This is a genomic window from Pseudomonas sp. RIT-To-2 (assembly GCF_029623465.1).
GTDB classification, from domain to species: Bacteria; Pseudomonadota; Gammaproteobacteria; order Pseudomonadales; family Pseudomonadaceae; genus Aquipseudomonas; species Aquipseudomonas silvicola.
In genome coordinates, this window is record NZ_JAPYKM010000025.1 from 23,319 (window position 1) to 38,116 (window position 14,798).

At 64.7% G+C, this 14,798-nt stretch carries 13 protein-coding genes; 5 read left to right on the forward strand and 8 right to left on the reverse strand.

The genetic code is table 11. From position 1 onward, the window contains the following. Positions 1-64 precede the first annotated feature (64 nt). On the reverse strand, positions 65-376 hold the full coding sequence (locus tag QBK88_RS20625) for an RcnB family protein (protein WP_268142873.1): 312 nt from the start codon (positions 374-376) through the stop codon (positions 65-67). Between the two features lie 124 nt (positions 377-500). Next, positions 501-1,325 (reverse strand): HDOD domain-containing protein, encoded by an 825-nt coding sequence (locus QBK88_RS20630; RefSeq protein ID WP_268142871.1) that lies wholly within the window; start codon positions 1,323-1,325, stop codon positions 501-503. Between the two features lie 320 nt (positions 1,326-1,645). On the opposite strand from QBK88_RS20630, the gene hppD reads away from it, so the two are divergent. Then, positions 1,646-2,734 carry a 4-hydroxyphenylpyruvate dioxygenase gene (hppD, locus tag QBK88_RS20635; RefSeq protein ID WP_277963503.1) on the forward strand — a complete coding sequence of 363 codons (1,089 nt, stop codon included), beginning with the start codon at positions 1,646-1,648 and terminating at the stop codon, positions 2,732-2,734. A 34-nt stretch (positions 2,735-2,768) separates the two neighbouring features. Here hppD and QBK88_RS20640 read toward each other — a convergent pair whose 3' ends face one another. Continuing rightward, positions 2,769-3,548 carry a CSS-motif domain-containing protein gene (locus QBK88_RS20640; RefSeq protein ID WP_277963504.1) on the reverse strand — a complete coding sequence of 260 codons (780 nt, stop codon included), beginning with the start codon at positions 3,546-3,548 and terminating at the stop codon, positions 2,769-2,771. Positions 3,549-3,691: 143 nt separating this feature from the next. After that, a complete protein-coding gene (locus QBK88_RS20645; protein ID WP_277963505.1) occupies positions 3,692-4,594 on the reverse strand; it encodes an AraC family transcriptional regulator in 903 nt (300 codons plus the stop codon). A 181-nt stretch (positions 4,595-4,775) separates the two neighbouring features. Between QBK88_RS20645 and QBK88_RS20650 the strand changes: the two genes are divergently transcribed. From QBK88_RS20650 to QBK88_RS20665, 4 genes are all read left to right on the forward strand, one after another. After that, a complete protein-coding gene (locus tag QBK88_RS20650; protein WP_268142865.1) occupies positions 4,776-5,828 on the forward strand; it encodes an NAD(P)-dependent alcohol dehydrogenase in 1,053 nt (350 codons plus the stop codon). A gap of 209 nt (positions 5,829-6,037) precedes the next feature. Then, positions 6,038-7,420, forward strand: coding sequence for an ATP-binding protein (locus QBK88_RS20655; protein ID WP_277963506.1), 1,383 nt, complete (start codon positions 6,038-6,040; stop codon positions 7,418-7,420). Next, positions 7,420-8,094, forward strand: a complete 675-nt coding sequence (locus tag QBK88_RS20660; protein ID WP_277963552.1) for a response regulator — start codon at positions 7,420-7,422, stop codon at positions 8,092-8,094. Before QBK88_RS20655 ends, QBK88_RS20660 begins: the two co-directional genes overlap by 1 nt. Before the next feature lie 76 nt (positions 8,095-8,170). Continuing rightward, on the forward strand, positions 8,171-10,216 hold the full coding sequence (locus QBK88_RS20665) for an ATP-binding protein (protein ID WP_277963507.1): 2,046 nt from the start codon (positions 8,171-8,173) through the stop codon (positions 10,214-10,216). Positions 10,217-10,250: 34 nt separating this feature from the next. On the opposite strand, the gene QBK88_RS20670 is transcribed toward QBK88_RS20665, so the two are convergent. The 4 genes from QBK88_RS20670 to QBK88_RS20685 all read right to left on the reverse strand — a co-directional run bounded on the left by QBK88_RS20670 (position 10,251) and on the right by QBK88_RS20685 (position 14,256). Next, complete coding sequence (locus QBK88_RS20670; protein WP_277963508.1) at positions 10,251-11,225, reverse strand: lysylphosphatidylglycerol synthase domain-containing protein; 975 nt, start codon at positions 11,223-11,225, stop codon at positions 10,251-10,253. Then, positions 11,222-12,445: a cardiolipin synthase ClsB gene (clsB, locus tag QBK88_RS20675; protein WP_277963509.1), complete on the reverse strand. Its 1,224-nt coding sequence runs from the start codon at positions 12,443-12,445 to the stop codon at positions 11,222-11,224. The genes QBK88_RS20670 and clsB overlap by 4 nt, the downstream gene beginning before the upstream one ends. Next, positions 12,442-13,224, reverse strand: coding sequence for an endonuclease/exonuclease/phosphatase family protein (locus QBK88_RS20680; protein WP_277963510.1), 783 nt, complete (start codon positions 13,222-13,224; stop codon positions 12,442-12,444). The genes clsB and QBK88_RS20680 overlap by 4 nt, the downstream gene beginning before the upstream one ends. A 129-nt stretch (positions 13,225-13,353) precedes the next feature. Next, positions 13,354-14,256, reverse strand: a complete 903-nt coding sequence (locus QBK88_RS20685; RefSeq protein ID WP_277963511.1) for a sterol desaturase family protein — start codon at positions 14,254-14,256, stop codon at positions 13,354-13,356. Positions 14,257-14,798 lie beyond the last annotated feature (542 nt).

Here is a 14,798-nt window from a genome sequence, read left to right on the forward strand (position 1 = left end):
GTTTTTTGTTGCCTGGCAAAAAGCCCGGGTTCACGGCACTGGGCCGTGAACGGGGCATGGCCGATCATTTCTTCGCGGGAACGATCTTCTCGATGACGCTGTTGCTCAGTTGCACCAGCACATAACGGTGGTTGACGAGAATCCAGTGGCTCTTGCCTTCTTCGGGGGCGCTCAGGCCATGACGTTTCCAGTCCTTGACCTCTTCGTTGGGGCGGCGGTAATGGTCGGGAATCTTGTCGCCTTCCTTGAACTGGCCCGAATCGGTACCAGGGATCTGCACCGTCGGTTCGGCCTGCTCGGCAGCCTGGGCCAACCCTGCCGCGCCACTCAGACTGGCCACAATAACCGCCATCGCGGTCCATGTCGTGATCTTCATCCTGTACTCCCGGTGATTGAGGTCTACAGGATCTCTGACTGCCGGTTGCGCAAAACATTCCGTCGTTGACGGTAAGGCCTGCGCGCTCCTGCCCCACAGGGGCAGGCAGCCTGCGGACCCTGGCTCAGGTCAACAACTCGGCAAACGCCTTGTCCGCTTCCAGCACCGCCGGCAGGGCGGTGAACAGGGCCTCCAGGTCGACGCCTTCGAGCAAGGGCCCACTGACTGTCTCGCGGGCAGCCTCGGTGTCGCCGTCGCTGGCCTGCAGGGCATCGGAGATGGCGATCGCCTGGGCCACCAGGCGGGGCAACTCACCGGGCGGCGGTGCCTGCACAGGTCGCGCCTGAAAGGCAATGGCGTCCTGGATGGACCTGGGCAACTGCCAGCGGCGCGCCAGCTCGGCGCCCACTTCCGGGTAACCAAAGCCCAGGTGCAAGGTTTCACTGGCCGCCCGCCCCGCGTTGCCGGCCTTGTGGGCGTGGTTGATCTGCGCCGCGACCATGGGCGCGCCGGTCTGGATCAGCAGCTCGCCGATGTTGTGCATGACCCCGCAGGTGAAGGCGGTTTCGGCGTCGGCGCCGGCTTGCTTGGCCAGCAGCCGGCAGATGCCGGCCACCTGGAAGCTCTTGAGCCAAAAGCCCTTGAGGTCGAAATTGGCGCTGGCCTTGAACGCGCCGGTCACGGCCGAGGCCAATACCAGGGTGCGCAAGGTATTGAAGCCCAGGCGCAGCGCCGCGTCCTCGATGCTCGCCGACTCACGGGCGCCGCGAAAACGCGCGGAGTTGGCCAGCCGCAGGATCTTGGCGGCGATCACCGGGTCTTTCTCGATATTGCGAGCCACGCTTTCCAGGCTGGTGGATGGACTGTCGAACTGATGGATCAGGTCCTGGGCCACCTTGGGGATGCTGGGCAGGCTGTGCAGGTCGGCAAAAAGCGTTTCGATTTCCATGGCAAGGCACCTGTTGTGGACGCGTCAGCTTCAACCATAGGCAAGATTCGCCGATTTGCCCGGTACTTCCCGACACAATGCGCGACGCCGGTGAATGGAGAAGCAGGGGAGGACAAAAGCAATTACGCGTTGTAGAATCAGTTTACGCATACAAGAATAATCCGGCGGGGAAAGGGTCCATAATGAAGCGACTCGGGTTCAAACTGATCATGGGCGACTTTCTCGCTCGCAGCGTGCGCGGTATTTCCTGCGCACCCCCTTTGGCAAGCGCTTGACCGAACGACATTTCGTTTCATTCATGCACTGCCAAGGAGCCAATCATGGCCGATATCTTTGACAATCCCATGGGCCTCATGGGCTTCGAATTCATCGAGTTCGCCTCGCCTACGCCCAATACCCTGGAGCCGATCTTTCAGATCATGGGCTTTACCAAGGTCGCGGAGCACCGTTCCAAGGATGTGCACCTGTACCGCCAGGGTGGCATCAACCTGATCCTCAATAACGAACCCCACAGCCTGGCCTCGTATTTCGCCGCCGAGCACGGCCCGTCCGTGTGCGGCATGGCGTTTCGCGTGGCCAATGCCCACAAGGCCTACGCCCTGGCCCTGGAGCGTGGTGCGCAGCCGGTGGAAATTCCCACCGGCCCCATGGAGCTCAACCTGCCCGCCATCAAAGGCATCGGTGGCGCGCCGCTGTACCTCATCGACCGGTTCGGCGAGGGCAGTTCCATCTATGACATCGACTTCAACTGGCTGCACGGGGTTGACCGCAACCCGGTGGGGGCGGGCCTGAAGATCATCGACCACCTGACCCACAACGTCTACCGGGGGCGCATGGCCTACTGGGCCGGGTTCTACGAGAAGCTGTTCAACTTCCGTGAAATCCGCTACTTCGACATCAAGGGCGAATACACCGGCCTGACCTCCAAGGCCATGACCGCGCCGGATGGCATGATCCGCATTCCGCTCAACGAGGAGTCGTCCAGGGGCGCGGGGCAGATCGAGGAGTTCCTGATGCAGTTCAACGGTGAAGGCATCCAGCACGTGGCGTTCCTCACCGACGACCTGGTCAAGACCTGGGACGCACTCAAGGCCATCGGCATGCGCTTCATGACCGCGCCGCCCGACACCTATTACCAGATGCTGGAGGGGCGCGTGCCGGGCCATGGTGAACCGGTGGAGGAACTGCGCGCCCGGGGCATCCTGCTCGATGGTTCAACCCAGGCCGGTGACCCGCGTCTGTTGCTGCAGATCTTTTCCCAGACGCTCATGGGGCCGGTGTTCTTCGAGTTCATTCAGCGCAAGGGCGACGACGGCTTCGGTGAAGGCAACTTCAAGGCGCTGTTCGAGTCGATCGAGCGTGATCAGGTTCAGCGCGGGGTGCTGAACACCGATACCAGTCAAGTCTGACCCGCGCTACCCCGTGGCGTTCGCACCACGGTGTTCAGGTCTTGCGGCGGCGGTACAGCCAATGGCAGATGCCACCGGTGGCGACCCCCAGCAGCAACAGCCCGCCCAGCGTGGCGAGGGCCTGCCGCTTCAGGTAGGCCAAGCTGTAGCCGGTGCCGAAGCCGCCGTGTACCTGGTAGCCGAATTCCTTGGACGTCAGCAAGGTGTGATGCTCGGGGTGGTCGGGAATATCGCCACCCCGCACGCTGCCGTCACTCCACAGGAAGGCCTCACCCACCTGCAGCACCAACACCATATCGCCTTCGATCAAGCGCAGCGCGCTCGCCAGCGTGCGGCCATCGACGACCGTGCGTACCCCATGCGGGTGGTTGTACACGCGGTACACCAGTGAAGCTTCATCCGGCGTGACGGGGTTGCTGGCGCGCAGCAGCAGGTGCCCGTTGAAGTACTCCTGTTCGCTGACCGGCCGCTGGTAAGCACCGTAATACGAACTGCAGTAGGCCTGGTTGTTGCGCACCAGGTTGGCTGAGCGCACGAAGGGCTCGATGGTGACTTCCTGGCGCACCCGTTGCAGAACGCTATTGCACGGCTTGCCCGCCAAAGGCAGCAGCCGCTCGGCGCTCTGGCCGGCCTGGGCGATGATCAGGTCCAGTTGGCGAATGGCTTCGGCGGTGGTATGCCGCACTTCGTCACGCAGGTTGCGGTCGACCTGCCAGCGCAGCACCAGCAGCCCGCTGACCACCGGAAGCAGGCCGATGATGAACGCGGCCAGCAATGCTCGCAAGCCATCGGCAGTGAAAGAGATAAGAGGCATGTGCACGTCCTTGTGAGCCTGTAATCGAGAGCTTCACTATAGGGGGGCCTTTGGCGCGGTTTTGTAGTCCGCTTCCTCAGGCTTTGTGCGATACGGCAGCTTGTTTTCTCGGATACCTGCCTTTTTCCAGCTACCGGTCGTCTCTACGACACCAGGCTCGCTTCCCGCGGCAGGCGTTCCTGGGCCGGGCTGCGGGCGAAATAGCGCTTGTACTCGCGGCTGAACTGGGAGCTGCTCTGGTAACCGACCCGGTGTGCCACCTGGCTGACACTCAACCCCTCGGCCACCAGCATCGATTGTGCCTTGATCAGCCGCAGCTGCTTCAGGTACTGAATGGGCGATGCCAGGGTGGCGCGCTTGAAGTGCTCGTGAAAGGTCGAGGCACTCATGTTCGCGCGGCGCGCCAATTCATCCACTTGCAAAGGTTGGGCGTAATGGCTGTGCAACCAGGTCAGGGCGCCGGCGATGCGGGCGAAGTGGCTTTGTTGTTCCACCAATGCCCGCAGCACGTTGCCCTGGGGGCCGCGCAAGGCGGCGAACAGCACTTCGCGCAGCCGCGAGGGGCCCAGGATCCGACAGCATTGCGGGTCGTGCAGGCACTCCAGCAGCCGCTCCACGGAGCAGCGCATGTCTTCGTCCAACTCGGCGCTGACCATGGAGGAGGGCGTCTGCGGTTGATGGTCGCCAGGCCCCATGGCCAGCACCAGCTCACCCAGCACCAGGCGGTCGATGGGGATGCTCACCCCCAGCAGCGGCAACGCTTGGGTAGCAAAGGTTTCGTATTGGAAGGGCACTGGCAGGGCCTGTACCAGGTAATGCCCGGCGCCGTATTCCAGCGAGCGGTCGCCCAGGTAGGCGATCTTGCTGCCCTGGGCAATGATCATCAGGCTGGGGTCGTAGATCTGCGGGCAGCGCGCGGAGGTGCCGTGGGAACTGACCACGCGCAGGCCGTCGATGGCGGTAGGCAGGAAGCCATCGCTGTGGGCCAGGGGTTCGAGCAGGGACACCAGACGCGCATTGGCGTCCAGGTGGCAAGTGGGGGACATGAAGAATTCCGTGAGGCAAACGTATCAGGCGGCCATGATCGCAAATTTCTGCCCGGCGTTGGCGACCGTCGGAGGAATAGGCATGCATCGCGCAGGATTTCCCATGGCCGCCAGGGCCCCAAACCCGGAAAATGCCGCCGCTTTACGGGCTCAGGCCCTGTTTCAACCAATGAGGTACCGCATGTCCAAAGCTCTGGGTTACGCCGCACTGACCCCCACTTCGCCCCTGGCCCCCCTGGCCTTCGAGCGCCGCGACCCGCGCGCCAACGACGTCAGCATCGACATCCTGTACTGCGGCGTGTGCCACTCCGACATCCACCAGGCCCGCAACGAATGGGGCATCGCGGTGTACCCGCTGATGCCAGGCCACGAGATCGTCGGCAAGGTCACCGCCGTTGGCCCCGCCGTGCGCAACTACAAGGTCGGTGACCTGGTGGGCGTGGGCTGCATGGTCGACTCGTGCCAGCAATGCGCCGCCTGCCGCAAGGACCTGGAGCAGTACTGCCAGGAAGGCCCGACCATGACCTACGCCACGCCCGACCGTATCGACGGTACCAACACCATGGGCGGTTACTCCGACCACATCGTGGTACGCGAAGAGTTCGTGGTGCGCATCCCCGAAGGCATGGACCTGGCCGCTGCCGCGCCTATCCTGTGCGCCGGTATCACCACCTACTCGCCGCTCAAGCACCACGGCGTGGGCCCTGGGCACAAGGTTGGCATCCTGGGCATGGGTGGCCTGGGCCACATGGGTATCAAGCTGGCCAAGGCCATGGGTGCTGAAGTGACCGTGTTCACCCGCTCGGCCGCCAAGGCCGGCGAAGCGCGCAAGCAGGGCGCCGACCACGTCATCGTCTCCACCGATGCCGAGCAGATGGCCGCGGCGGCAGGGCACTTTGACTTCCTGCTGGACACCATTCCGGTGCAGCACGACCTCAACCCCTACCTGCAGACCCTGACCTTCGACGGCGTGCACATTCTGGTTGGCCTGATCGAGCCGATCTCGCCACCGGTGCACGCTGCCAACCTGGTACTGCAACGTCGCGTACTGGCCGGCTCGCTGATCGGTGGTGTCGCCGAAACCCAGGAAGTCCTGGACTTCTGCGCCGAGCACGGCATTTCCTGCGACATCGAGATGCTGGATATCCAGAACATCAACGCTGCGTATGAGCGCATGATCGTTGGCGATGTGAAGTACCGCTTCGTGATCGACATGGCTTCGTTGAAAGCGTGATGTAGCGAGGGGGGGCTGGCTTCGGTTTCCCAGCGCCCTCTAAATCGAGCGCCGCCCGCGCGGCGCTCGATCCCCAACACCCTGCCCCAGGTGAGCCTGCGCAAGGCCGTCCAAATGTGCAGCAATCTTGAATTTTCCCCGCCACACCTTGCACCCCCCTCCCGCCCGGCGCGTTAATACACCCTTTAGCGCCACGCGTACCGCCCCCCATGAAAACCCGTCTGTCGACCAAACTGTTCCTGGCCCTGATGAGCACCCTGATCCTGGTGATGCTGGCCACCGCGTTTGCCAATGGCTTGAGCTTCACCCGTGGCTTCCTGGGTTACATCAACGAGTTGGCTGAACAACGCACCCGCGATGTGCAGCCGCGCTTCGTGGCCGCCTACCGCGAACACCGCAGTTGGGAGTTCGTGCGCCATGACCCCCACGCCTGGTTCCAGCTGATACGGCCCGATGCCGTGACCGTGGACGACGAAGTGCGCGTGACACCGGTGTCTGACCTGACCGGCGCGGTGTTCCGTATCAGCCTGCTGGATGCCGACTACCAGCCGGTGATGGGCTATGCCGATGTCAGCGAAGACGCCCTGCGCCTGCCCATCGTGGTCGATGGCCGCACCGTGGGCTGGCTGGCCACCACGCCGTTGCAGAGTGTCACCGAGACCGGCGGCGAGCGCTTCATCCGCGGCCAGTTGGTGTCGGGCCTGATCGTCGCGCTCGCGGCCTTGGCCCTGGCGGCGCTGATTGTCTGGTGGGTGTCGCGCCGGCTGCTGGGCCCCGTGCGGGAGGTGGCGGCGGCCACCCACCGCTTGGCGGCCGGCACTTACAGTGAGCGGGTGGCGGTGAGCAGTGACGACGAAGTCGGGCAACTGGCGCGGGACTTCAATCAGTTGGCCTGGACCCTGGAGCGCAATGAGCGCATGCGCCGCGAGTTCATGGCCGATGTCTCCCATGAGCTGCGCACACCCTTGTCAGTGCTGCGCGGCGAACTTGAGGCGCTGGAAGACGGCGTGCGCAAGCTGGACGCCGATTCCCTGCAGTCACTGTTGGGTGAAGTGGGCATGCTCGGCAAGCTGGTCAACGACCTGTACGAGCTGTCCCTGGCCGACGTGGGCGCGCTGTCGTACCGCAAGGAGTCGGTGGATGTGGTCGACACCCTCAACCAGGCGGTGGCCATGTTCCGTGAACGCTTCGCCAGTCATGACCTGCGTCTGGACCTGCACGCCCATCGCGGGCCGATACGGGTGTTTGCCGACCAGGGCCGCCTGCAGCAACTGTTCAACAACCTGCTGGAAAACAGCCTGCGCTACACCCATGGTGGCGGCCAGTTGCGGGTCAGTGCCCTCACCGACGGCGCCCGTGTGCACCTGGACTTCATGGACACCGCGCCCGGCGTCAGCGCCCAATTCCTGCCCCGCCTGTTCGAACGCTTCTTCCGTGGCGAAGCCTCGCGCAACCGTGCCAGTGGCGGTGCGGGCCTGGGCCTGGCCATCAGCCATGCGATCGTCGAGGCCCACGGTGGTACGCTTCAAGCCAAGGCGTCGCCCCTGGGTGGGCTGTGGCTGGCCATTGAATTGCCGCTGGAGAACGCATGATGACTGAAGACAAATCGGCACGCATCCTGGTGGTCGAGGACGAGCCCAAGCTGGCAGCCCTGCTGCGTGACTACCTGTGTGCCGCAGGCCATGAAGTGCTGTGCCTGGGCGATGGCCTGGCGGTGTTGCCGGCGGTGCGCGCCGCTATGCCGGACCTGATCCTGCTGGACCTGATGCTGCCGGGCCGCGACGGCCTGGAGATATGCCGGGAGCTGCGCACCTTCAGCGACGTGCCAGTCATGATGATCACAGCCCGCGTCGAGGAGATCGACCGCCTGCTCGGCCTGGACCTGGGCGCCGACGATTACATCTGCAAGCCGTTCAGCCCGCGGGAAGTAGTGGCCCGCGCCCGCGCCATCCTGCGGCGCCGGCCACGCCCTGAGGGCGAGGCCGGTTTGCAATTGGACGAACAGGCCTGGAAAGCCCGCTTCAACCAGGTGGAGCTGGACCTCACGCCGGTGGAGTTTCGCCTGCTCAAGACCCTGAACGAGCACCCGGGCCGGGTGTTTTCCCGCGACCAGTTGATCGACCGCCTGTACAGCGACCACCGGGTGGTCACTGACCGTACTGTCGACAGCCACGTCAAGAACCTGCGGCGCAAGCTGGAGCAGGCAGCACCCGGCCAGGACCCGATCCAGTCCATCTACGGGGTGGGCTACAAGCTGCAATGGTAGCGCGCTGACGCCAGCGCTGGCGCAGCACGGCCCCGAAGGGCTATTCTGCGTCGCGAATGAATTCAAGAGTGAGCACATGCAGGAAGTGCCGGAATACGCCTTTCTACCTGACCAGGGCGGAATGAGCGAACAGGTGCGGCGGTTCGACTGGGCCGCTACAGCGCTGGGCCCCATGGATCAGTGGTCGCAGGCCTTGCGGGTCTCGGTGCAACTGGTGTTGGCCAACGCCTTTCCCAGCTGCCTGGTCTGGGGCCCGGGAATGGTGGCCATCTACAACGATGCCTTTGTGCCGATACTGGGCCGCAAGCCGCACGCGCTGGGCCGCTCGTTCGGTGATATCTGGAGCGATGCCTGGCCCAGCATAGGCCCGATCGCCGCGCGAGCACTGGCGGGCGAGTCGACCTTCATCGAAGACTTCCCGCTCACCCTCGACCGCAATGGCTACCCGGAGCAGGCCTGGTTCACGTTTTCCTATAGTCCGGTGCGCAATGAGCATGGGCAGGTCGTGGGGTTTCTCGACACGGTGGTGGAAACCACCCGCAGCGTTCTTACCCAGCGCCAGACCGACGAGTTGGCCGCCAGCTTCGAACGCCAGGTGGCCGAGCGCACCGCGGACCGCAATCGCCTATGGGAATTGTCTTCGGACATTATCCTGATCGCCGAACCGGACTTGAAGATCGTCGCCATCAACCCCGCCTGGGAGCAAGTGCTCGGCTGGCAGCCTGGCCGTTTGCGCGGCAACAGCGTGTTGGAACTGGTGCACGTCGATGATCGCGGCACGGTGCTGGCCGCGGCGGCGCGGCTGGCCTTGGGGGAAGCGGTACAGGACATGAATTGCCGGCTGCGCGACAGCCAGGGTGACTACCGCTGGATCAACTGGGCGGCGGTGCCCGGCGACGGCTTCTTCAATGCCGTGGGCCGTGACGTTACCCAGGAGCGTGAGCGCGCCGAAGCCCTGCGCCAGGCCGAGGAACTGCTGCGCCACAGCCAGAAGATGGAAGCAGTGGGGCAGTTGACCGGTGGCCTGGCGCATGACTTCAACAACCTGCTGACGGGTATCACCGGCAGCCTGGAACTGCTGCGCCGGCGCGTGGCCCAGCAACGTTTCGGCGAACTGGACCGCTACCTGGACGCCGCCCATGGCGCCGCCACGCGCGCGGCGACGCTGACCCACCGGCTGTTGGCATTCGCCCGGCGCCAGACCCTCGACCCGCGCCCCACCGACGTGGTGCAACTGGTGGACGAACTGCGTGACCTGATCCGTCAGACCCTGGGCCCCACGGTGGTGCTGGACTGGCAGCCCCAGGCCGCCGTGTGGACCGTGCTGGTGGACGCCAACCAGTTGGAAAGCACGCTGCTCAACCTGTGCATCAACGCGCGGGACGCCATGCCGGATGGCGGCCACCTGGCATTGCAGGTTCACCACCATGAACAACCGGCACCGGCGCTGGCCGACGATGACCTGCCGCCGGGCCAGTACCTGTGCCTGAGCGTGGTCGACACGGGCACCGGCATGAGCCCCGAGGTGATCGAGCGGGCCTTCGACCCCTTCTTCACCACCAAGCCTATCGGCCAGGGCACGGGGCTGGGGCTGTCGATGGTCTATGGCTTTGCCCGCCAGTCGGGAGGGCGGGTGCGCATCGAGTCGGCACCGGGGCAGGGCACGGCCGTGCGCCTGTACTTGCCGCGGCACCTGGGCCTGGTGCAGGCCCAGGTCAGTGCCGACGCCAACCCTGTGGCGCGCCCGGCCCGGCTGGGGGAAAGCGTGGTGCTGATCGACGATGAGGTAACGCTGCGTACGCTGGTCGCCGAGCAACTGGAGGAAATGGGTTACCAGGTGCATCAGGCCGGTGACGGCGTTTCTGGCCTGGCGCTGTTGCAGATGACCGGCGAAGTAGACCTGCTGATCACCGACGTCGGCCTGCCGGGTGGCCTGAACGGGCGACAGGTGGCGGATGCCGCAGCGCGCATACGGCCGGGCCTGAAGGTATTGTTCATCACCGGGTATGCCGAGCAGGTGCTGGTGCAGCGCTCGCAACTGGAGCCGGGCATGCGCCTGCTGGTCAAGCCGTTTACCTTGCAGGCGCTGACGGAGCGGGTGCGCAGTTTGTTGGACGAGTGACCCGCACAGGGGTAGCAGCGGCCGTCAGGCCGCGTCAGGCGTCATGGGGTGTATCTGCAATACCCTGGTGCCGTACCGTACCCACCTTGGCTACCCGTTTTTCCAGGTACAGGTACAGGCCGCAAGCCACCAGCAAGGGCAACAGAAAATACAGCACCCGGTAGGCCAGCAGGGCGGCAATCAATGTGCCTTTGCCGTATTGGCCCTGCAGCAGCGTCATGAACACCGTTTCCAGCACACCCAACCCCGCGGGAATATGGGTGATGACCCCGGCGATACTGCTGATCAGCAGCACCGCCAGCACCGTGGGGTAGCCCACCTTGGCCGGCAACAGTATGAAGATCAGCGCCGCCATGAGTGACCAGTTCACGGCCCCCAGCAACGCCTGCGCCACGGCCAGGCGTATGCCGGGCAAGGTGATGCTCTGCTGGCGCACGTGCCAGGTACGGCGCTTGGCGAACGCGCAGGCCAGCAGGTAAGCCGCCCCGGCCACCAGCATCGCCGCCCCGATCAGGCGCAGCCCGCCCTGGCCCATCTTGACGCTGTCGGGCAGGTCCGGCAGGCCGGCGGCAAACAGCGCGCCGCCTACCAGCAGGTAACCCAGCCAATTGGTCACCAGCCCCAGGCTGAGGATCTTGGTGACAGTGGGCACGTCCAGGCCCAGCTTGCCATACAGCCGGTAGCGCAGGGCAATGCCGCCGACCCACGAGCTGAGGTTGAGGTTGAAGGCGTAACAGGTCACGGCCAGGGTCATCACCTGGCTGACAGGCACCCGATGGCCCGTGTAGCGGCGCGACAACAGGTCATAGCTGGCAAACACCAGATAGCTGAGCGCCGCGATGCCAGCGCCCCCCACCAGCAGCGGCCAGGAGTAGGCGCGCAGGGCGTGCAGCACTTCCTGCCAATCCAGGTTGCGCAACAGCATCACCAGCAACACCGGCACCAGAATCAGGAACAGCGCGTTGAAGCCCCGGCGTAGCCATTTCCACAGGGTAGGGTGGCGGGTCACAGGCCCTCCTGTGCCGATTCCACCGGCTCCGGCACGACCGGGCCCAGGGGCGCGAGTTTGGGTGAATGGGCGGGAAACATGCCGACCAGGGCGGGGAAATGCCGCAGAAAGTGGAAGGTCAGGAAAATCAGCGGCGCCCGCCACCAGTACCCGCGCAGCACCCGCTGCAGGGTCACCGTCTTGCAGTGCCCCTGGGCCAGCTCCGTCAGGTGGTCATGCAAGCGCTGGTTGAAGTCGCGGTCGTCGATCACCACGTTGGCTTCCAGGTTCAGCGACAGGCTCAGTGGGTCGAGGTTGCTGGAGCCCACGGTGCTCCACTGCTCGTCCACCACCGCGACCTTGCCATGCAGTGGCCGCTGGGTGTATTCGCGAATCTGCACGCCGTCGCGCAGCAGGTAGTTGTACAGCAGGCGCGAACACAGCCGCACCAGCGGCATGTCGGGCATGCCCTGCAGAATCAGGGTCACGGCCACGCCCCGGCGCGCGGCATTGCGCAGCTCGCGCAGCAGGCGGTAGCCGGGGAAGAAATAGGCGTTGGCAATGATGATGCGCTGGCTGGCCTGGTTGATCGCTTGCAGGTACTGGCGCTCGATGTCGTCTCGGTGTGCCTGGTTATCGCGGATCAACAGGCGCAGGCGTGCCCGGCGGCTGTCGGCGGTCAGTGGCTGGCGCGGGGTCAGCCATGGCCGCGCCTGGCGGCGCAGGGGGCTGGTGTCGTCGAGCAGGGTCAGGGTGGCCTGGTGCAGGTCGGCGACGATCGGCCCCTGGAGTTTGACAGCATAATCCTGCTTGGCCATGGGGCCAGACGTCAGCAGGTGGTCAGCGCTGTAGTTGATGCCGCCGATAAAACCGGTTTCACCGTCCACCACCACGATCTTGCGATGCAGGCGGCGAAACAGGTTGGTGCGCATCCCCAGCAGCCGCGGGCGCGGGTCGAAAGCCTGCAAGTGAACGCCGGCTTCCACCAGTTCGCGCAGAAACTGCGCACCCAGGTCGGCGGTGCCGTAGCCGTCCACCAACACCTCGACCCGCACACCGCGCCGGGCCGCGCCGATCAGGGCCTGCTGCAGACGCCGGCCGACCTGGTCCTCGAACAGGATGAAGGTCTCGATCAAGACTTCCTCGCGCGACATCTCGATGGCCTGGAACACGCTGTCGAAAAATGCCTCGCCATTGATCAGCAGTTGCACGGCGTTGTCCTCACGCCATGGGCCGTTCACAAGCGCACCTCCACGGCCAGCGGTACATGGTCGGACAGGTGCGACCAGGGTTTGCGCGCCAGTACCTTCGGGGTAATGGCGGTGGCATTGCGCAGGTACACACGGTCCAGGCACAACAGTGGCAGGCGCGCCGGGAAGGTGCGGGCCACGGCGCCGTAGGTGTGGGCGAACACTTCCTTCATGTCGCAGGCGGCCAGCACTTCGTCGGCGCGCTTGCGCCAGTCGTTGAAGTCGCCGGCGACAATCACCGGTGCATCGATGGGCAGGCTGTCCAGCAGCCCGCACAGCAACTGCAACTGCTGCTGGCGCTGGCGTTCGCCCAGGCCCAGGTGCACGCAGATGGTATGGACTTCCCGGTGGCCGGGTACCTGCAGCACCGAATGCAGCAGGCCGCGCTGCTCGGTACCGCTGACGCTGACATCCAGGTTTTCGTGGCGCAGGATGGGGAATTTCGACAGCAACGCGTTGCCGTGCTCACCTTCCGGGTACACCGCATTGCGCCCGTAGGCGAACACCGGCCACATGCTGTCGGCCAGGAACTCGTATTGCGGCACGTCGGACCAGTTGGCGAAGCGCTGGCCGTGCAGGCGGTGCATGCCCAGCACTTCCTGCAGGAACACCACGTCGGCCGACACCGCCCGCACGGCGTCGCGCAGCTCGGGAAGCACGAATGTACGGTTCAAGGGGCTGAAGCCCTTGTGGGTGTTGACCGTCAGGATCCGCAGGGTGCGTACCGCCGCGGCCTGTTCGGGTTGCGGGTGTGGGTGAGGGGTGGACATAAGGGTAAAGTCCTGGGCGCAATGGGCTATCAATACCGACTCGGGGGCGCCCAGGAAGTTCGCGGCAGGCTGGCGATGTGCTGTTGCAAGGAAAGGTGAGTGTTTTACCTCAGGCCAGGGACCCCCCCATTACGGGTGGCGGTTTTCCAAGGCCAGGGTCAGTGCATGGGGAACGGTCGCGGGTGCGCTTTTCGCCTGGGGCTTGAACGGCTCCAGGCACTGCGCCACATACCCCACCGGATAATCCGGCCGGTCGCCGATGCCCACATCATCGCCCAGGCGATAGTCTGGCAAATGCAGGGCAGTGCCCAGCAGCCGGTCCCAGAAGCTGAAGAAGAGCGCGAAGTTCACATCACCCACACGCCCATATTTCAGGTGGTGCAGGCGGTGCACCGGCGCCCATGCAAACACATGGCGCAACCCGCCGATGCGCATGTCGACGTTGCTGTGCTGCAGCAGCAACTGAATCCCCACCGCGAACCCCAGCAGCGCCGCCAGCGAGGGCGACAGCCCCAGCAACAACAGCGGCAGCACGCCGCCCAGCGCTTCCAGCGTCTGGTGCAGGGGGTGTTTCATCAAACCGTTGAAGCCATACATGCGTTTCACGCTGTGATGAACGCTGTGCAGGCGCCACAGCAGGGGCGAGCGGTGGCTGGCGTAGTGCACCAGGGTAATGCCCAGGTCCGCGATGGGCAGCGCCACCGCCAATTGCAGCCACAATGGCCAGTGGCTGGGCCACAGCCCTGGGCTGGGCAGCAGCCAGGCCAGCAGCGGAATAGTGATCACCCCCAGGCCATTGATGCCCTCGTTGACCAGCGCATGCGCCAGGTCGCGGGGTTCGTCCTGGTGGCTGGTATTCCAGGTGGGGTGGTAGGGCAGGTAGCGTTCGGCGAGGGTCGAGACCATGACGGCAAAGGCCAGCAGCGCCAACAACAGCGGCACTGGCAGGCCGTCAGCCACCAGCCAGACACCGGCGGCGAGGAAACCGAAGAAGAACAGCGGGGCATACAGCCAGGCAAAGAACGTGCGCATGGGCAACTCCTTGGGAAAGGGACAGGGTCGGGGATTCAGGGCCTGTCGGGCTTGAACGAACGGCGCAAGTTCGGGAGGGTGGCGGAGCAGAGGGTGGGGTGGATGTAGGAAATTTCTCAAGAAAAGGGCTTTTCGCTGCAGCGACGAGATTTCAAGGTGGAAAAACCAGGTGGTCGAGGCAATGGCACAGACATAACTGGCCCGAAACAGATGTAGGAGCGGGGGGGGCGCCGAGCCCTTGCTCGCGAAGCGCCGCGCGGGCGGCGCGCGGTCTCAAGGGCGCTGGAGAAACCGAAGCCATGCACCTGGCAGCCTTGATACGGTTCCAAGCCGAAAAAACAAGGCGGACCAGGCAATGGCACAGACATAACTGGCCCGAAACAGATGTAGGAGCGGGCTTGCTCGCGAAGCGCCGCGCGGGCGGCGCGCGGTCTCAAGGGAGCCAGAAGCATCCAGCCATGCACCTGGCGGCCCTGACCCGATCCCAAGCCAAACAAACAAGGCGGTCCAGGCAATCCCCCAGACATAACTGGCCCGAAACA